Source organism: Duganella sp. S19_KUP01_CR8 (assembly GCF_036688705.1).
Classification (GTDB): Bacteria; Pseudomonadota; Gammaproteobacteria; order Burkholderiales; family Burkholderiaceae_D; genus Rugamonas.
In genome coordinates this window covers 1-19,022 of sequence record NZ_JAQQPR010000035.1, presented here as the reverse complement: position 1 = coordinate 19,022, position 19,022 = coordinate 1, and the positions used below count along the sequence as shown (strand labels likewise).

General features: G+C 63.3%; 14 protein-coding genes and 1 tRNA gene. 3 read left to right on the top strand and 12 right to left on the bottom strand.

The annotated features are described in order from the left end of the window. Nucleotides 1-40 precede the first annotated feature (40 nt). Nucleotides 41-116, bottom strand: a tRNA-Arg gene (locus V6M89_RS26625). Between the two features lie 204 nt (nt 117-320). On the opposite strand from V6M89_RS26625, the gene V6M89_RS26620 reads away from it, so the two are divergent. Then, nucleotides 321-872 (top strand): c-type cytochrome, encoded by a 552-nt coding sequence (locus tag V6M89_RS26620; protein WP_332856033.1) that lies wholly within the window; start codon nt 321-323, stop codon nt 870-872. 54 nt (nt 873-926) lie between these two features. Here V6M89_RS26620 and V6M89_RS26615 read toward each other — a convergent pair whose 3' ends face one another. The 6 genes from V6M89_RS26615 to V6M89_RS26590 all read right to left on the bottom strand — a co-directional run bounded on the left by V6M89_RS26615 (nt 927) and on the right by V6M89_RS26590 (nt 7,408). Beyond that, a complete protein-coding gene (locus V6M89_RS26615) occupies nt 927-2,264 on the bottom strand; it encodes a sigma-54-dependent transcriptional regulator (RefSeq protein ID WP_332856032.1) in 1,338 nt (445 codons plus the stop codon). A gap of 1 nt (nt 2,265) precedes the next feature. Then, nucleotides 2,266-4,035 (bottom strand): sensor histidine kinase, encoded by a 1,770-nt coding sequence (locus V6M89_RS26610; RefSeq protein ID WP_332856031.1) that lies wholly within the window; start codon nt 4,033-4,035, stop codon nt 2,266-2,268. 22 nt (nt 4,036-4,057) lie between these two features. After that, entirely contained in the window at nt 4,058-4,849 is a 792-nt protein-coding gene (locus tag V6M89_RS26605) for an ABC transporter ATP-binding protein (RefSeq protein WP_332856030.1), read from the bottom strand. Between the two features lies 1 nt (nt 4,850). After that, a complete protein-coding gene (locus V6M89_RS26600) occupies nt 4,851-5,672 on the bottom strand; it encodes an ABC transporter permease (protein ID WP_116991166.1) in 822 nt (273 codons plus the stop codon). A gap of 28 nt (nt 5,673-5,700) precedes the next feature. Continuing rightward, entirely contained in the window at nt 5,701-6,672 is a 972-nt protein-coding gene (locus V6M89_RS26595) for an ABC transporter substrate-binding protein (protein ID WP_332856029.1), read from the bottom strand. A 178-nt stretch (nt 6,673-6,850) separates the two neighbouring features. Next, entirely contained in the window at nt 6,851-7,408 is a 558-nt protein-coding gene (locus V6M89_RS26590; RefSeq protein WP_332856028.1) for a hypothetical protein, read from the bottom strand. 96 nt (nt 7,409-7,504) lie between these two features. On the opposite strand from V6M89_RS26590, the gene V6M89_RS30460 reads away from it, so the two are divergent. Then, nucleotides 7,505-7,708 carry an excisionase family DNA-binding protein gene (locus V6M89_RS30460; protein WP_442882002.1) on the top strand — a complete coding sequence of 68 codons (204 nt, stop codon included), beginning with the start codon at nt 7,505-7,507 and terminating at the stop codon, nt 7,706-7,708. A 147-nt stretch (nt 7,709-7,855) separates the two neighbouring features. Here the strand turns inward: V6M89_RS30460 and V6M89_RS26585 are convergent, their stop codons facing one another. The 5 genes from V6M89_RS26585 to V6M89_RS26565 form a co-directional block, all read right to left on the bottom strand. Further along, nucleotides 7,856-9,922: a M13 family metallopeptidase gene (locus V6M89_RS26585; protein WP_332856027.1), complete on the bottom strand. Its 2,067-nt coding sequence runs from the start codon at nt 9,920-9,922 to the stop codon at nt 7,856-7,858. Nucleotides 9,923-10,010: 88 nt separating this feature from the next. Further along, nucleotides 10,011-12,026 (bottom strand): M13 family metallopeptidase, encoded by a 2,016-nt coding sequence (locus V6M89_RS26580; protein WP_332856077.1) that lies wholly within the window; start codon nt 12,024-12,026, stop codon nt 10,011-10,013. A 106-nt stretch (nt 12,027-12,132) separates the two neighbouring features. Continuing rightward, on the bottom strand, nt 12,133-14,133 hold the full coding sequence (locus tag V6M89_RS26575) for a M13 family metallopeptidase (RefSeq protein WP_332856076.1): 2,001 nt from the start codon (nt 14,131-14,133) through the stop codon (nt 12,133-12,135). Nucleotides 14,134-14,188: 55 nt separating this feature from the next. After that, nucleotides 14,189-16,402 (bottom strand): TonB-dependent receptor plug domain-containing protein, encoded by a 2,214-nt coding sequence (locus tag V6M89_RS26570; protein WP_332856026.1) that lies wholly within the window; start codon nt 16,400-16,402, stop codon nt 14,189-14,191. A gap of 165 nt (nt 16,403-16,567) precedes the next feature. Next, nucleotides 16,568-17,143, bottom strand: a complete 576-nt coding sequence (locus V6M89_RS26565; protein ID WP_332856025.1) for a hypothetical protein — start codon at nt 17,141-17,143, stop codon at nt 16,568-16,570. 363 nt (nt 17,144-17,506) lie between these two features. Between V6M89_RS26565 and V6M89_RS26560 the strand changes: the two genes are divergently transcribed. Further along, the gene (locus V6M89_RS26560) at nt 17,507-18,952 is read left to right on the top strand and encodes a S41 family peptidase (RefSeq protein ID WP_332856024.1); all 1,446 of its coding nucleotides are present in this window, start codon (nt 17,507-17,509) and stop codon (nt 18,950-18,952) included. Nucleotides 18,953-19,022: the final 70 nt, after the last annotated feature.

Below are 19,022 nucleotides of genomic sequence, written 5' to 3'. Positions count from 1 at the left end.
GGTTCCAGTGACAAAAGTTATTGATTTATATGGGGAATTTTGGTGCGGCTGGCGGGGATCGAACCCACGACCCTTGGCTTCGGAGGCCAATACTCTATCCACTGAGCTACAGCCGCGCTGGGGGAATTTCTGAAGTGTGCCGTAGGATACCGTTTTTATCGAGGGCCGTCCATGGAAAGTGTCGTTTTGAGCATCTTAGCGTTTCCATGCAGGCATTTTTAAGTCTATAATCGCCCGTTTGGTGAAGGTTTTGCAAGGCAGCTGGTTGATACATTTCTACTCACGCCACCCGGCTTCGAAATTAGTCTGTTAAGGAAATCATGAGCGACGCACATAACGAACACGAATCCGCCATCAGAACGCCTACGCAGCTCGTTGCTGCTGTTATCGGCTTCTTTGGAGTCACAGTAATTGGCATCATCCTGCTGGTGCAGTACGTGACCGCAGACAAATTGACCGGCGCCGGCTCCAATAGCCAGTCCGCTGAAGAAATCGCCACCCGCATCGCCCCCGTCGCCGACACCGGCTTTACGCTGAAAGACTCCAGCGCACCGAAAGTGCTGCAGACCGGCGAAGCCATCTACACCTCGACCTGCGCAGCCTGCCATGGCGCCGGCGTCGCCGGTGCACCGAAGTTCGGCGATGCTGGCGCCTGGAGCGCTCGTATCGCCCAAGGTTACGATACCGTGATCAAGCACGCCATCGAAGGCCTGCGCGCCATGCCTGCCAAAGGCGGCAACCCGGATCTGGACGATGTGGAAGTGGCTCGCGCCGTGGTCTACATGGCCAACAAGGCCGGCGGCAAGTTCAAGGAGCCTGAAGTACCGGCTCCAGCAGCGGCCGCAGCAGCAGCGTCCACGCCAGCCAAGTAAGCCTCGCCTCTCCGGAAGAACCGGCCCCATGCGGCCGGTTTTTTTACGCCCGGATTATTTGCGGCCGGCGGCGATCTGGTATTTCTTCAGCTTGTCGTACAGGGTTTTGCGCGGCACCATCAGGTTGTCCGCCGCCAGCCCGACGTTGCCGTCGACCGCCGACAGCGCCTGCACGATCAGCTCGCGCTCGTGATGGTCGACCTGCTGCGGCAGCGACAAGGCCACGCCATCGGCCGCCGGCGCCGGCGCGGATGCAGGCACAGGGGCCGCCGCTGCGGCGATGCCCAGCACCAGCCGCTCGGCGAAGTTGCGCAACTCGCGCACATTGCCCGGCCAATCCGCCGCCTGCCATTGCGCCATCTGCTGCGCGCTCCAGTCCGGCAGTGGGCGATGGTAGCGGGCCGCCGCCTCGGCGGCGAAGTGGGCCAGCAGCAGCGGGATATCGTCGCGCCGGTCGCGCAGGCGCGGCAGGTCGATGCTGACCACGCCAATGCGGTAGTACAAATCCTCGCGGAACTGGCCTTGCGCGCTCAACTGTAATAGATCAAGTTTGGTGGCGGCGACGATGGTGCAATCCAGCGCGACCGTTTCGTTTGCGCCCAACCGTTCCAGCCGCCGCTCCTGCAACACGCGCAGCAGCTTGACCTGCAAGGCCATCGGCATGCTTTCGATCTCGTCGAAGAAGACGGTGCCGCCCTGCGCATACTCCAGCTTGCCGATGCGGCGCTTTTGCGCGCCGGTGAAGGCGCCCGCCTCGTGGCCGAAGATCTCGCTTTCAAACACCGACTCCGGCAGCGCGCCGCAGTTGATGGCGACGAAGTTGCCCTTGCGTCCGCTGGCCGCGTGCAACAGGCGCGCGGCCACTTCCTTGCCGGTGCCGGTTTGGCCGTTGATCAGCACGTCCACGCCGGCCGGGGCGATGTTGCGGATGAGGACTTTCAACTGCTCGATGGCGGCCGAGCGGCCGACCAGGTCGGGCACGTCCGGATGCTGGGCGCGGGCGCTACGCAGTTGACGGTTTTCCAGCACCAGCCGGCGCCGTTCCTGGGCGCGGCGCACCGCTTCCAGCAGGCGCTCGGCCGCGAACGGTTTCTCGATGAAGTCGTAGGCGCCGCTGCGCATCGCGGCCACCGCCATCTCGACATCGCCGTGGCCGGTGACGACGATGACCGGCAATTCCGCATCCAGCGCGGCGGCCTGCGCCAGCAGCTCCAAGCCGGAGCGGCCCGGCAGGCGCACGTCGGTGACGACCACACCGGGATAATCGGCGCGCAGCAGCGCCAGCGCTTCCTCGGCGCTGGCGCAGGCCTGCACGCTGAAGCCGCCCAGTTCCAGCGTCTGACTGGTGGCCAGGCGCAGCGCGGCTTCGTCTTCGATCAAAATTGCCTGCACTTTATACTCCCTCGGTTTGCAGCGGCAGGCGCAGCTCGAAACGCGCGCCGCCGCCGGCTTGATTATGCGCCGTCAATTGGCCGTTCATGGCCTGCACGATGGACGACGAGATCGCCAGCCCCAAGCCCAGTCCCTTGCCGGATGGCTTGGTGGTGAAAAATGGTTCGAACAAATGCGCCACCACCTGATCCGGTATGCCGGCGCCGCTGTCGCTGATGCTGACCAGCGCGCACGCGCCGTCGCGCTCCAGGCGGATGGCGACTTCGCGCCGCTCGGCCGTCTCCACCGCATCGAGCGCGTTGCGCAGCAGGTTGATCAGCACCTGCTCGATGCGCACGCTGCTGCCGGTCACTTGCAGGCCGTCGGCAGCGGCGATGTCCAGCGCGACGGCGTGACGGCGAAACTCGCTCTCTAGCAAAAACGCCGAGGCCCGCACCGAGGCCGCCAGATCAACCACCGCAACCGTCTCATCCTTGCGCGCGAAGCCCTTCAGCTGGCCGATGATGGCACCCATGCGCGCGCTGGCCTCGCTGATGTGGCCGAGGTTGCCCTCCACCTGCTCGCCCTGCCCGCGCGCCAGGAACACGCGGGCGTTGTCAGCGAAGGCGCGGATCGCGGCCAGCGGCTGGTTCAGTTCATGGGTGATGCCGGCCGCCATCTGCCCTAGCATCGCCAGCTTGCCAGCCTGGACCAGCTCGTTCTGCGTGGAGCGCAGCAGATGCTCGGTCTCCTGCAGCTTGGCGTACTTGCTCTCCAGATGCTGATTGGTGGTGCGCAGTTGCTGCGTGCGTTCGACGATTTTGTCGTCCAGCTCGTCGGCCGCCTTTCGCAGCGCGGCGGCCGAGGCCATGCGTTCTTCCAGACGGCGGCGGCGCTGGTGCAGCGCCCAGCTCGACACCGCCGCGCAAGCCAGCAGCAAGGCCGCCGCCGCAGCCCACTGCACGCCGGTGCGCACCACGCGCGCCTGGCCGGGAAACAGCATCAGCTGCCAGCCCAGCTGGCCCACCGATTGCGTGACGAACAGGTCGGAATGGCCGCTCAGCGGTGTGATCTTCTGGCCGGTGTATTGCTGGGTGTGCGCCAGTTGGCGCTCGGTGGCCGCGTCCAGCGGGTGCAGGCTGCGGTAGATCCAGTCCGGGCGGTTGCTGAGAAAGATGACGCCGGTGCTGTCGGCCAGCACGATGGCGTCGTCGCTGCTGCGCCAGGTGCGTTCGAAGTCGGCCAGGCTGATCTTCACCGCCACCACGCCGGTGACCGGGCCGCCGGCCGTGCCGTTGCGGTACACCGGCTGCGCGATGAAGTAGCCGGCCTCGCTGGTGCTGGTGCCGATGCCGTAGAAACGCCCCGCCCTGCCATGCAGTGCGGCGTCGAAATAGGGGCGGTAGGAAAAGTTCTTGCCGACGAAGCCCAGCGGCTGGTCCCAGTTGCTGGCGCCTATGGTCAGGCCGTCGCGGTCCATCACGTAGATGGCGCCCACCTTGGCCTGCTGCTGGATGGTTTGCAGCGTGCTGTTGAGGCGGGTGATCGCCGACGCATCGGACGGATGGGCCAGCGCTTCGATCAGGTCGGGCTGGAAGCCCAGCACAAAGGGCAGCGTTTCATATTTTTGCAGCAGCGATTGCAGGTCCGGCGCCATCAGTTGCAACTGGCGCTGGCCCTGCTGCCGCAGTTCTTCGCGCGCACGCCAGGTGCCGGCCAGGTAGGACCCGGCAATCACGCCCAGCGCGCACACGAGTGCGAACAGCAGTAGCAGGTTTTTTTGAGCGCGCATACGCAGATTCTACTGCAGCTGCTCAGTCCACCGCCGCCATGCGCATCTCGTCGTTGTGGTGGCGTTGCTGCTCTTCCATCACCAGCTGGCCCAGCTCGCGCTTGAGCGCGTTGAACTCGGCGGCGGACGGGTCGCGCAGGCGCGGCAAGTCCACCATCAGGTCGCGCTTGACGGTGCCGGGACGATAGGTCATCACGACGATGCGGTCGGCCAGGTAGATCGCCTCCTCGATGCTGTGGGTGACGAAGATGATAGTCTTCTTCAGCTCGGCCCAGATGCGCAGCAACTCGTCCTGCAGGTTGCGGCGGGTCAGTGCGTCCAGCGCGCCGAAGGGTTCGTCCATCAGCATGATCGGCGAATCGAGCGCCAGCACGCGGGCGATGGCGACCCGCTGGCGCATGCCGCCGGACAGGTCTTTCGGGAAGCGGTGCTTGAAATCGCTCAGCGACAGCATGCCCAGCAGTTGATCGACCTTGGCTGTGATCTCCGCCTGCGGCATGCCCTTGATTTCCAGGCCGAAGGCGATGTTCTTTTCCACCGTCATCCAGGGGAACAGTGCGTACTCCTGGAACACCATGCCGCGTTCCGGGCCGGGACCGGTGACCAGCTTGCTGTCGGCGGTGATGGTGCCGGACGACGGCAGCGAGAAGCCGGCAATCGCGTTCAGCAGCGTGGACTTGCCGCAGCCCGAAGGCCCGAGCAGGCAGACGAACTGGCCTTGCGGGATCTCCAGGTTGATGTCCTTGAGCGCGATCACTTCGCGGCTGTCGGTCTTGAAGACCTTGTTGACGGCTTTGACTTCGATATGGGTCATCTTAATTCTCCAGGCCGCGGTGCCAGCGCAGCAAATGATTGTTCAGTTTGTTCATGCCTACGTCGATGATCAGGCCCAGCAGGCCGATGCTGATCATGCCGGCGATGATTTTGTCGGACCAGAAGTATTCGCGCGCTTCGAGGATGCGGAAGCCGAGGCCGTTGTTCACGGCGATCATCTCCGACACGATCACCACGATGAAGGCGGTACCGATGCCGATCCGCACGCCGGACAGGATGTAGGGCACGGCGGCCGGCAGCATCACGCGGACAAACATGGTGCGCTGGCTGACGCCCAGGTTGCGGGCGGCGCGGATGTAGATGCCGTCCACCTGGCGCACGCCGGCGATGGTGTTGACCAGCACCGGGAAGAACGCGCCCAGCGCGATCAGGAACACGGCCGGTGCATTACCCAGGCCGAACCACAGAATCGCCAGCGGAATGTAGGCGATCGGCGGAATCGGCCGCAGCACCTGCATCAGCGGATTGAACCACGCATACATGCGCTGGCTGGAACCCATCAGCAGGCCCAGCGGCAGCGCCAGGCCGGCGCCGATGGCGAAGCCGACGATCACGCGGTACATGCTGCTGAAGGTATCGCCCAACAGCTCGCCGGACAGCGCCCAGCCCAGCCACGATTGCGCGGATGGATCGTAGGCCGTCAGCGGCAGCAGGTACTCGATCCACTTGTGCACCACCGCGAACGGCGACGGCAGCACCTGCGGATTGACCCAGCCCAGCATGGCGCTGGCTTGCCACAGGGCGACGATTACGATGGGCACGACCGCGCCCGAGGCGGATTGCCGCCAGTCTTGTTTGCTCATGATGTGTCTCCGTCGTTATTGAACGCAGTTATTGAATGCTGAGGCTTTTCTTGGCCGCTTCCAGCAGGTCGGTCTTGACCCAGTCCTTGGCCACCGGCGCGGCGCGCATCTTGCCGGTGCCGTGCTTGGCCATCACGTCGGTGGTGATCTGGATGTGCTCGGCGGTGATGTCGTAGGTGTACGGCGAATTGCTGATCGCGTCGTCGAAGTCATCCTTGCTGATCTGGTTCTTGAAGATCACTTCGCGCACATACTTCTCGGCGACCGGCTTGTTGTCGAGGAACAGCTTGGTGGCCTGCACGAAGCAGGTCATGAACTTGGCGGCGGTGGCGCGGTGTTCCTTGTAGAACTTCTCGCTCATCACCATGGTGCGCACCGGCGGGCCGATCGGCGTGTCGTACGGCTTCATCACTTCCACGCCATAGCCTTTGTTGATGGCTTGCGAGGATTGCGGTTCGCTTTGCATGATGGCGTCGAGGTTCTTGCCCATCAGCGCCTGGTTCAGGTCGGCGAACGCCAGGAACACCAGCTGCACATCCTTGCCCGGCTGGTCGGACGCGGTCAGGCCGGCCTGGGCCAGTTCAGCGATCAGCAGCACTTCGTGGATGCCGCCGCGGGTAACGCCGACGCGTTTGCCCTTCAAATCCTTGATCGCTTTGATGTTGCTGTCGGGACGGGCGACCAAGCGCGCGCCGCCCTTGGCGAAGCCGGCCACCACGTAGATCGGGGCGCCGTTGGCGCGGCCGGAGATGGCCGCCTCGGAGGCGGTGGCGCCGACGTCGAGCTCGCCGGCCAGGATGGCTTGCATCACGTCCGGGCCCTTGGCGAAGACGTGCTCTTCCACCTTGATGCCGCACTTGGGCGCGATTTCCTTGATGTACGAGACGGCGCCGTAGTGGGCGAACTTGAGGTTGCCGAGGCGGACCACTTCCTGGGCCTGCGCGGTGGACGCAGCGGCGGCGATGGCGAGCGTCAGGGATAACAGACGGAACTTGGACATGCTTGTCTCCTTTGTGGTTGTAGTTACCGGGAGACATTGCAGCTTCCGTGCCAAGCACGGGCTGCGGTTCAAGTCATTGATTTATAAGGGATGGCGAAACTGGCACGCGGCGGTTCAGGCGGAAAACCGCATGAACCGGGCGGTGCTTATGCGGAAATCCGCCAAGCTTGGCTGCACGTCAGCTGCACAGGCCGAAGGCCTTGCGGTCGGCGAAGTAGCGGTAGGTGAAGGTGCGCATCGGGTACTTGGTCAGCGCGATCTCGAAGGCCGGCGGCACTACGTCGAAGCGTTCCGGCAGCTTGTCCTTGACGCGCAGGCGCACGCGCCAGATCGTATCGTCGCTGGTGGCGCCGGCGACCAGCATGTCCGGCACCTTGGGGATGGCCTCGACGATTTCCGGCCGCGAGTTGGTGGCGCGCTGGTAGAAGCTGACCAGTTCCGCCTTGGCCAGCACCGGTCCCTTGGGCGTGGTGACGTGGTACTCGCGGCTCAGGAACATGGCCCGCTCGCCGCGCGGCACCAGGTAGACGAAGGTGAACTCGGCGCCGCCGTCCGGCAGCGTGACCGGCGGCGTGGTCGACACGCTGATCCCGCGCGGCAGCTCGTAGCGCGAGCCGTCCTGCCAGGCGGAGCACTCCGGCGTCTTGGCCATGTAGACATCGACAGGCTTGAACGAATCGCCGCAAGCGGCCAGCAGCAGGGGCAAAACGATGAGTGCGGAATAACGCAAGCGCATGGGGTACCGGTTTCTTGAAATTCGAAGCCCGTAGTTTACTCTGAATTGAAAAAGGGCCGTATCGCTGATTAATGCTGTTCTCAACCGGAGGCCATCATGCCGAACGATTGCTTGACACTCGCCGAGGCGGCGGAACTCTTAAACGTCTCGCGCCCATACATCCTGAGATTGGTGGAGGAAGGCACAGTCAGCTTGGCCCGCTCGGACTTGACGCGGTACAAAGACGAACATACGAAGGCTACCCAGAAAGCCCTCCAGCTACTTGCCGATCAAGCGCAGGAGCTAGACATGGGATATTAACCCCGTCGTTCCCGCGTACGCGGGAACCCATGCTAAGTAAGCCTCCCGTTGACGCATACTCAATATGGACTCCCGCTTTCGCGGGAGTGACGGGTCGCAAAAAAAAGGGCCGCATCACTGCGGCCCTTCGTTGCGTCTATGCGGTTGTTACCACATGATTACGCGGTCTTTTGGTTCCAGGTACATCTTGTCGCCTGGCTTCACGTTGAAGGCGTCGTAGAAGCCTGGCTGGTTGCGCATCGGGCCGTTGGCGCGGAATTGGCCTGGCGAGTGCGGGTCGGTCTTGATCTGAACGATCTGCTGCGCTTCACGCATCTTCAAACGCCATACCTGGGCAAAGCCCATGTAGAAGCGCTGGTCGCCAGTCAGGCCGTCGATCACTGGCGCTTCCTTGCCGCCCAGCGACAGCTTGTAGGCCTTGTACGCAATCGCCACGCCGCTGTTGTCGGCAATGTTCTCGCCCAGGGTCAGTTCGCCGTTGACATGGTAGCCAGGCAGCGGGCTGAACTGGTTGTACTGCTCCACCAGCATCTTGGTCTTGGCCGCGAAGTTCTTGTGGTCCGCAGCGGTCCACCAGTCACGCAGGTTACCGTCGCCGTCGTACTGCGCGCCCTGGTCGTCGAAGCCATGGCTGATTTCGTGGCCGATCACGCCGCCGATGGCGCCGTAGTTGACCGCGTCGTCCGCGTCAGCATTGAAGAACGGTGCTTGCAGGATCGAGGCCGGGAACACGATTTCGTTCATTTCCGGGTTGTAGTAGGCGTTGACGGTTTGCGGCGTCATGCCCCACTCCGCGCGGTCGATCGGCTTGCCCAGCTTGGCCAGTTCCTTGTTGTACTCGAACTCGCGCGAGCGGATCACGTTGCCCACCAGGTCGTCCTTGGAGACGGCCAGCTTGGAGTAGTCGCGCCAGTGGTCCGGGTACGCGATCTTGGTGGTGAACTTGGCCAGCTTTTCCTGCGCCTGTTTCTTGGTGACCGGGCTCATCCAGTCCAGCTGGTCGATGCTGACCTTGTAGGCGGCCAGCAAGTTGTTGACCAGCGCCTGCATGCGCGCCTTGCGCTCGGCCGGGAAGTTCTGCTCGACGTAGATCTTGCCGACGGCTTCGCCCAGCGCGCCTTCGGTCACGGATACGCCGCGCTTCCAGCGTGGACGCTGTTCGGTCACGCCGCTCAGCACGGTGCCGTAGAAGGCGAAGTTTTCATCGACGTAGGCTTTGCTCAGGTAAGGAGCGCCCGAGCGCAGCAACTGCCAGCGGAAGTAGGACTTCAGCGTGTCCAGCGGGGTCTTGGCCAGCAGCGCGGTCATGCCCTTCAGGTAGCTAGGCTGGCCGACGATCACGTACTTGACCTTGCCGGTCACGCCGGCGTCGGTCAGGTAGGCGTTCCAGTCGTAGCCTGGAGCAACCTTGCCCAGCTTGGCGATGTCGACCTTGTTGTAGGCCTTGACCGGGTCGCGCAGTTCGACCTTGGTCCACTGGATCTTGGCCAGCTCTTTTTCGAATTCCACGATGGCGTGCGCGGTGACGGCGCCGTGCTCGTCGCCTGCCATGGTCAGCATTTTGCCGATGTGCAGTTCATACTTGGCCAACGCATCGGCCATCTTCTTGTCGTCCGCTTTCAGGTAGTAATCGCGGTCCGGCAGGCCCAGGCCGTCCTGGCCGATATCGACCACATACTTGGTCGAATCCTTGTTGTCCTGGTGGATGCCGTAGCCGTACGGCGCGGTCACGCCGATTTTGTTCAGGTGCGAGATCAGCGCCGGCAGCTGCTTCTTGTTATTCACGGCGGCGATCTTCGCCAGTTCCGCGTTCAACGGGGTCAGGCCCAGCTGTTCCAGCTTGGCTTCGTCCATGAAGCTGTTGTAGAAGTCGCCGATGCGCTGGGCTTCAGGGCCGCCGGCCTTGTTGGCGGCGGCGCCTTCGATGATGGCGCGCAGTTGCGGCTGGATATCGTCGCGCAGCTTGGCGAAGCTGCCCCAGCTGGCTTTGTCCGCCGGGATTTCAGTCGTGGCCAGCCATTTGCCGTTCATATGGGTGAACAGGTCGTCCTGCGCGCGTACCGCTGGATCGATGTATTCCACCGCAATGCCGGAAGCCAGCTTGGCGTTTGCTACTTGGGCGCTGGCCGGAGCTACACTTGTGGTGTTGTCGGCGGCGCCCGCCAGGCCTGCGATCAGGCTCAGGGTCAATGCACTTACGAGATGACGTTTCACGAAAATATCCTCTTGATTGAATAAAGGCCAATCCACGATGTTTGGCCCTGTTGCGCTTTATATCACAGGGCCGCTACCTCATAAAGTGTTACCACATGATGACGCGGTCTTTTGGCGCCAGATACATTTTATCGCCCGGTTTTACGCCAAAAGCGTTGTAAAAACCCGGCTGGTTGCGCACCGTGCCGTTGGCGCGGAACTGGTCCGGCGAATGCGGATCGGATTTAAGGTAAACGATTTGCTGGGCGTCGCGGATCTTGCTGCGCCACACCTGGCCAAAGCCCATGTAGAAGCGCTGCTCGCCGGTCAGGCCGTCGATCACCGGCGACGGCTGGCCGTTCAGCGAGATCTGGTAAGCCTTGAGGGCGATCGCCGCGCCGGAGTTGTCGGCGATGTTCTCGCCCAAGGTCAGTTCGCCGTTGACGTGGTAGCCCTTGACCGGGCTGAAGGCGTTGTACTGCTTGACCAGCATCTTGCTCTTGGCGGCGAAGTTCTTGTGGTCGGCCTTGGTCCACCAGTCGCGCAGGTTGCCGTCGCCGTCGTACTGGGCGCCCTGGTCGTCGAAGCCGTGGCTGATCTCGTGGCCGATCACCGCGCCGATGGCGCCGTAGTTGACGGCGTCGTCGGCGTCGGCGTTGAAGAACGGCGGTTGCAGGATGGCGGCCGGGAATACGATCTCGTTCAGCTCCGGGTTGTAATAGGCGTTGATGGTCTGCGGCGTCATGCCCCATTCGTCGCGGTCAACCGGCTTGCCGAGCTTGTTCACTTCCTTGTTGTAGTCGAACTCGCGCGAGCGGCGGACATTGCCCACCAGGTCATCCTTGACCACCACCAGCGACGAGTAATCGCGCCACTTGTTCGGATAGCCGATCTTGACCATGAACTTGGCCAGCTTGGCCTGCGCCTGCTCCTTGGTGACCGGGCCCATCCAGTCCAGCGTGTTGATGCTTTGCTTGAAGGCCGCCAGCAGGTTCTGCACCAGCGCCTCCATGCGCGCCTTGCGCTCGGCCGGGAAGTGCTGCTCCACGTACAGCTTGCCCAGGCTCTCGCCCAGCGCGCCGTCGGTGGCGTTGACCGCGCGCTTCCAGCGCGGCTCCTGTTCCTTGGTGTCGCTCAGCACGGTGCCGTAGAAGGCGAAGTTCTCCAGCGCGAAATCCTTCGCCAGGTAAGGCGCGCTGGCGTGGATCACCTGCCAGCGGAACCACGCCTGCCAGGTCGACAGCGGCGTCTTGTTCAGCACCTTGTTGAAGCCGCTGATGAAGCTGGGCTGGCTGACGATGACGTAGTCGACCTTGCCGGCGATGCCGGTGTCGTTGAGCCACGTGGTCCAGTCGTAGCCCGGCGCCAGCTTGGACAGGCCGGCCAGCGGCACCTTGTTGTAGGCCTTGACCGGGTCGCGCAGCTCGACCTTGGTCCACTGGATCTTCGCCAGCTCGGTCTCCAGCGCGACGATGGCCTTGGCGTCGGCCGCCGGGTTGGCGTTGCCGGCCAGGGTCAGCATCTTGGTCACGTGCTGCTGGTACTTGGCCAGCGTGTCGGCCATCTTCTTGTCCGACTTTTTCAGGTAGTAGTCGCGGTCCGGCAGGCTCAGGCCGTCCTGGACCAGGTCGGCCACGTATTTGGTCGAATCCTTGTTGTCCTGGTGGATGGCGAAGCCGTAGGGCGCGGTCACGCCGTAGCGGTTGAAACGGGCGATCAGGGCCGGGATTTCCTTCTTGTCCTTGAGCGCGGCCACGCGGTCGAGCTCGGCGTGCAGCGGGGTCAGGCCCACTTCCGCCAGTTTGGCTTCGTCCATATAGCTGGCGAAGAAATCGCCGATGCGCTGGGCGTCGGAGCCGGGCGTCTTGTTCGGATCGGCGGCGGCCGCCTCGATGATGGCGCGCAGTTGCGGCTTGGTGTCGTCGTCCAGCTTCTCAAACGAGCCCCAGCTCGATTTGTCGGCCGGGATGGCGGTCTTGGCCAGCCACTTGCCGTTCAGGTTGAGGAAGAAATCGTCCTGCGGGCGCACCGCGGCGTTGATTTCGCCCACGTCCACGCCCGAGATTTTTTGTTGTGCCTGGACGCCGGCCGAAGCCAGCAGCGCCAACATCAGCGCGCTTAACATATGTGCTTTCAAGTCTATCTCCATGGTTGTATAGGCTAGTCTTAGAACAATAGCAAAAAGGCCACACTGGGTGGCCTTTTTGTGCGTTTTTACGGCGGTTAAGCGCTTACCAGATGATCACGCGCTGTTCCGGCGCAACATACATCTTGTCGCCCGGCTTCACGCCGAAGGCTTCGTAGAAGCCCGGCTGGTTGACCATCGTGCCGTTGGCGCGGAACTGGCCCGGCGAGTGCGGGTCGGTCTTGATCAGCACGATCTGCTGGGCGTCGCGCGTCTTGCTGCGCCACACTTGCGCAAAGCCCATGTAGAAGCGCTGGTCGCCGGTCAGGCCGTCGATCACCGGCGCTTCCTTGCCGCCCAGCGACAGCTTGTAGGCCTTGTAGGCGATCGAGACGCCGCTGTTGTCCGCGATGTTCTCGCCCAAGGTCAGCGAACCGTTGACGTTGTAGCCCTTGATCGGGCTGTAACCGTCGTACTGCTTGGTCAGCGCGTCGGCCTTGGCCTTGAAATTGGCGCGGTCTTCCTTGGTCCACCAGTCGCGCAGGTTGCCGTCGCCGTCGGACTGGCTGCCCTTGTCGTCGAAGCCGTGGCTGATTTCGTGACCGATCACCGCGCCGATGGCGCCGTAGTTGACGGCGTCGTCGGCCTTGGCGTCAAAGAACGGCGGTTGCAAAATCGCCGCCGGGAACACGATCTCGTTCATCGTCGAATTGTAGTAGGCGTTGATGGTCTGCGGCGTCATGCCCCACTCTTCGCGGTCGACCGGCTTGCCCAGCTTGTTGACCATGCGCTGGTGGCCGAACACCGAGGCGCGCATGGCGTTGCCCACCAGGTCGCTCTTGACGATGGCCAGCGACGAGTAGTCACGCCACTTGTTCGGGTAGCCGATCTTGGGCGTGAACTTGGCCAGCTTGGCTTGCGCTTGCTGCTTGGTTTCCGGACTCATCCAGTCCAGCGTGTCGATGCTGGCCTTGTACGAGGCCAGCAGGTTCTTCACCAGCTCTTCCATGCGCGCCTTGCGCTCCGGAGGGAAGTGCTGGCCGACGTACAGCTTGCCCAGCACTTCGCCCAGGCTGCCCTCCACCAGGCTCACCGCCGATTTCCAGCGCGGCGGCTTGACGGCCACGCCGGTCAGCACGGTGCTGTAGAAATCGAAGTTGGCGTCGGCGAAGTCCTTCGACAGGTAAGGCGAGGCGCGGCGCAGCAGCTGCCATTCGAAATAGGATTTCCAGGTCGCCAGGTCGGTCTTCTCCAGCGTGGCGTTGAAGCCCTCCAGGTAGCTCGGCTGGTTGACGATGACGTAATCGATCTTGTTCGCCACGCCGGCCGCCGCCAGCGCGTGCTGCCAGTCGTAGCCAGGCGCCAGCTCGGACAGCTTGGCGATCGACATCTTGTTGTAGCGTTTGACCGGGTCGCGGTTTTGGACCTTGGTCCACTGCACCTCGGCCAGCGCGGTCTCCAGCGCGACCACGGCCTTGGCGCTGGCGGCGGCGTGCTTGTCTCCGCCCAGCGTCAGGATCTTGGCCACGTGCGCTTCGTACTTGGCCAGCGTGTCCACCATCTTGGCGTCGTCTTTTTTCAGGTAGTAGTCGCGGTCCGGCAGGCCCAGGCCGCTTTGCGAGATGCCGACCGCGTACTTGGTCGATTCGCGCGCATCCTGGCTGACGTAGATGCCGTACGGCGCGCCGACGCCGATCTCGTCCAGGTGGGCGATCAGCATCGGGAAGGCCTTCTTGTCCTTGATGGCGCGGATGCGGTTCAGTTCGCCCGCCAGCGGCTTGATGCCCAGCGCTTCCAGTTTTTTCTCGTCCATGAAGCTGGCGTACAGGTCGCCGATTTTCTGGGCGTCGCTGCCGGCCTTGCGGTTCTTGTCGGCCTCGGCCGCTTCGATGATGGCGCGCAGCTGCGGCAGCACATCGTCGCGCAGCTTGGCGAAGGTGCCCCAGCTGGATTTGTCTTCGGGGATTTGCGTCGTCTTCAGCCACTCGCCGTTCAGGTAGTGGTAGAAGTCGTCTTGCGGACGCACGCTGGCGTCGATGTATTGGGTGGCGATGCCGGACACCGGGGCCGCATCGGCGGCTACGGCGGCGCCGGCGAAGGCGGTCATCAGGCTCAGGGTAAGCGTGCTCAGCAAGTATCGTTTCACTGCATTTCCTTCTTGGTCAGAATTTCATCTCGTATTTGACGCTCCAGACCAGGTAAGTCTGGTTGGTCGTGTTGGCCAGTTGTGCCAGGCCATTGGTGGTCACGATATTACTACCGAGGGCGTCTTCCGCCATTAAATTATTTGCAGAAACGCGGACTTGATTGCGCGGGTTGAACTTCCACAGGCCGTAGGCGTCGAACGAGCGCTTGCGGCTGCTGGTCACCACCTGCTCGGTGCTGCTCTGGATGACGGTTTCCGGCGTCCAGTTCAGGCTGGCTCCCAGGGTCAGCGGCACCGGTTTCAGGCGGTAGTCCAGGCCGACATTGGCGGTCTGCTTCGGCTGCGCGTCGAGCCGGTTGTTGGGGCCGGGAATGCCGTCCACGCTGGACCAGAAACGGCTGTAGTTGGAACGGAAGTCGATCGCCGGACCGTCCGCGATCAGCTCCTGCAATTGCAGCTTGGCCTCCAGCTCGATGCCCTTGGTGCGCGCGTGGCCGATGTTGGCCGGCGTCGACACCCAGCGCGGTCCGGTCGGCGTGTTCTGCAAGGTCAGCTCGCGACGGATCAGGTCCTTGATGTCGCGGATGAAGCCGCCGGCCGTGATGATGCCGCTGCGACCCAGGTAGTGTTCGTACGCGAAGTCCAGGCCGGTCGCCAGTTCGGGCTTCAGGTCGGGGTTGCCGGTGCGGTCGGGCCGGGTGGCGCTGTTCAGGCGCGACAGCGACGGCAAGGCGATCAGGTCCTGGATGTTGGCGGCCTTGTAGCTCTTGGTCAGGCTGGCGCGGATCTGGTCCTTGTCGTGATCGGGTATGCGGTAGACGCCGTGCAGCAACGGGCTCAGCACGCTGCTGGTGTTGCTGATGTCCTGGCCGGCACGGGTGCTGGTGGTGCGTATGCCTTCCCAGCGCAAGCCGGCGTAGCCCGACCACTGCTTGTTGATGTCCCACTCGTCCTGCGCGAACACGGCCAGGCGGCGGGTGTCGGCGGTCAGGTTGTCGCCGGAATCGCCGAACTGCGACACGCCGTTCTTGTCCAGCGAAGTCTTGGTCTCGACGCGATGGCCCAGCTCGACATCCCAGCCGGCCGCCAGCGAGTGCTCCTTGCCGAGCGGCGTGGTGTACTTGCCGCCGCTGCTGGCGCTGCGGTCGCGCACGGTGGCGTCGTCGGTGTAGCGTTGCAGCAGATTGCCGGCGTTGTCGTATTGATAGCGCAGCGAGTCGCTGTCGCTGTGGCCGGTGCCGAAGCCGAACTTGACGTCCAGTTTGGACGCGCCTTGCAGCTTGTGCACCCAGTTGCCGAAGCCGCGGAAAAAGGTCGATTCCGCATGGGTGCCGGTCAGCGCCAGGTTGTATTCGGGCGGCTGCTGCAAAGCCGTCGGCACCAGGCCGAAGTTCTGCGTCAGGTCGCTGCGCGAGTTGCCGTCGCTGCGGTTGACCATCAGGAAAGGCTGGAAGTTCAGCGTATCGCCGCTGTCGAATTTATAAGACAGGCGTGGCGTCAGGTGGAGGCCGCGCGAGGTGCGTTTGGTTTCGTCGAGAACGTTCTGGTCCTTGAGCACCACGCCGTCTTCGCGGGTGTCGCGGTTGATGGTTTCGGTCTGGTCGTGCTGGCGGTTCTCGAAGACCGAGCCGGTCAGCAGCCAGGTCAGGCTGCCCACCTTGCCCGGCACCGTCAGCGAGACGTTCGGCGCATGGCGGCCCTGCTCGATGCTGTCGGTGAACTTGAGCTGCTTGTCTTTTTGCTGGTAGCCGTCGCGCAGGATGATGTTGATGGTGCCGGCGATGGCGCGCGTGCTGTGCTCGGCGATCGGGCCGCGCATGATTTCCACGCGCTCGACCTGGTCGGGCGACAGCGATTCCATCGAGAAGCCGGCCGGCGGCCGTTCGCCGTTCAGCAGCACCTGCGTGTAGCCGTTGCCCATGCCACGCATGCGCACGTCGCCGCCACGGCCGGGACGGCCGCCGATGGTCACGCCCGGCAGGCGCTTGAGGATGTCGCCGAGGTTGCTGTCGCCGTTGCGGTCCAGCTCCTCGCGGCCGTAGACCTGCTTGCCGGCCACCGAATTGCGGCGTTCATCCATGTCGCTGGCGCGGCCGCCGCTGATGGTGACCTGGGGCACGGGCTTGCCGTCCGGACCCAGGGTCGGCTTGGCAGGGGCGGTTTCGGTTTGCGCATAAACGTCGGAGGCGCCCAACAGGGCCAGACAGGCGAAGGAAATCAGTTTGCTCATAGGCTGCACATTCTACCGGCAGCCCTGCTGGCAAAAGGGCCGGCAGGCCGATTTTTACTTTACGATACACACCGGCCCGCGTCATTCCCGCGAAAGCGGGAATCTATACTGAGCCAGACCGGATACTCAGCATGGGTTCCCGCCTGCGCGGGAACGACGGGCTGCTTAGCCACCCGGCAGACTGATGCTGGCGCCGCCGGGGCCGCCGATGCTGCCCCCCATGCCGCCCTTGCGGCCGCCGCGATGCTGCTCGCCGCCCTCTTCCTTGCGCGGCGCCCCGCCGCTGCGGGCGCCGTTGTCCGGCACCCGCATCAATTGTTCGCCGACCAGCTGCACCACCGCCTGGCGCTGGGTTTCATTCAAGGCATCGTTGACGGTCAGCCACCATTCGCGCATCAGCTTTTCCTCCAGCGCGCTGGCGGTGGTTTCCTCGTCCACCGCCTTGGCCAGGTCGCGCAGCTCGACATTGGCGTTCTTGCTGCCTTCCAGCGTGGCCGCCTGCAGGTGTTCGCGGCGCGACTGGCGCTCGCGCAGCAGGTTGCGGGTCTTGCTTTCGGTCTGCTGCCACAGCACTTGCTGGTTGGCGTTCAGGTTCAGCGATTTTTTCAGCTCGGCCGCCATCGGCAGGAAGTCCTCGGCGCGCATTTCCATGACAGGCAGCGCGAAGGCCGGCAGCAAGGCCGCGCTCAGGGCCAGCGCGACAGTCACGCGCTGCAACTTGAAACAGAAACTAGTACGCATATGAGCTCCGTAGATAAAAAAAAGCCTGCGCTTGGGGCGCAGGCAAAAACCACTTCAGGGTAGAGAGAAATACGAGTTCAGTTTAGGTCGCGGCCCCCGCCGTTACAGGACTTCTTACAATTGCTTACCGACGTGAACGTGAAGGATACACTGCATACAAAACAGCAAACTTGACGCAACGCCAAGCGGGCGCTGGTGTGCTTTAAAAGTCAACGGCAAGCGTTGTAAATTCTCGTAAAGGTATAAATGATTTCGCGACGGCTACTACGTTTGCCGGGAATCAGGTTTATACTCAACTCAAGCGCGTTGCGGCGGGGTGGCCCACCGGCGACGGCTGTCGGCAACAGCTTCGATAGGTGAAACATGGGCAAGAAATTAAAGAATTCCGGACTGGTCGGCCTGGGCGTCATCGCCGGCATCGCTGTGTCCCTGCAATTTTCCGCCATGGCGCAAAAGCCGGTGGACCCGCCGCTGCCGCTGGAGGAACTGCGCCAGCTGGCCGACGTATTCGGCCTGATCAAGTCCGACTACGTTGAAAAAGTCGAAGACAAGAAGCTGCTGACCGAAGCCATCTCCGGCATGGTGGCCTCGCTGGACCCGCATTCCGCCTACCTGGACAAGAAAGCCTACGCCGAACTGCGCGAAGGCTCGCAGGGCAAGTTCGTCGGCCTCGGCATCGAGATCGGCCAGAGCGAGGACGGTTACATCAAGATCGTCGCGCCGATCGAGGATTCACCGGCCTGGCGCGCCGGCATCAAGGCGGGCGACCTGATCTCCCGCCTGGACAACACGCCGGTCAAGGGCTTGAGCCTGGACGAGTCGGTCAAGAAGATGCGCGGCGAGCCGCACACCAAGGTCAGCATGACGATCCTGCGCAAGGGCGAGGCCGAGCCGCTGGTGTTCAACATCACGCGCGAAGAGATCCACCAGAAGAGCGTCAAGGGCAAGATCGTCGAGCCTGGCTATGCATGGCTGCGCATCTCGCAGTTCCAGGAGCCGACCGTCGATGACCTGGCCGCCAAGATTATCGAATTGTACAAACAGGACCCGAACATCAAGGGCTTGGTGCTGGACCTGCGCAACGACCCGGGCGGCGTGCTGCAAGGCGCGATCGGCGTGGCGGCGGCCTTCCTGCCCAAGGATGCGGCCATCGTCTCGACCAACGGCCAGCTGCCGGACTCCAAGCAGATCTTCTACGGCCGTCCCGAATACTATGCGCTGCGCAACGACAGCGACGCGCTGGCCAAGCTGCCGGCCGCGATCAAGCAGGTGCCGATGGCGGTGCTGGTCAACACCGGATCGGCCTCGGCCTCGGAAATCGTCGCCGGCGCGCTGCAGGATTACAAACGGGCCGACATCATCGGCACCCAGACCTTCGGCAAGGGTTCGGTGCAAACCATCCGCCAGCTGACCGCCGACACCGCCGTCAAGCTGACCACGGCGCGCTACTACACGCCGAACGGCCGTTCGATCCAGGCCAAGGGCATCGTGCCGGACCTGGCGGTGGATGAAAACGCCGACGGCGACGGCCTGAACGCGCTGCGCACCCGCGAAGCCGACCTCGACAAGCACCTGACGAACGACCGCGACCAGGAAATCGCCAAGAGCAAGCGCGACGAGCTGGAAGAACAGCTGCGCATCGTGGCGCTGGAGAAGAAACGCAAGCCGCTGGAATACGGCAGCGCCGACGATTTCCAGCTGGCGCAGGCGCTGAACCACCTGAAAGGCTTGCCGGTGCAGCTGGCCAAACCGGAGACCACGATAGTGCGGGCCGAGGTGGGCGTGAAGAAGGATCTGGCCAAGAAATAATCAATCCGGGGTCAGGTCCCCCATTACAGCATGAGCCCGGCTAAACAGCCGGGCTCATGCTGTAATGGGG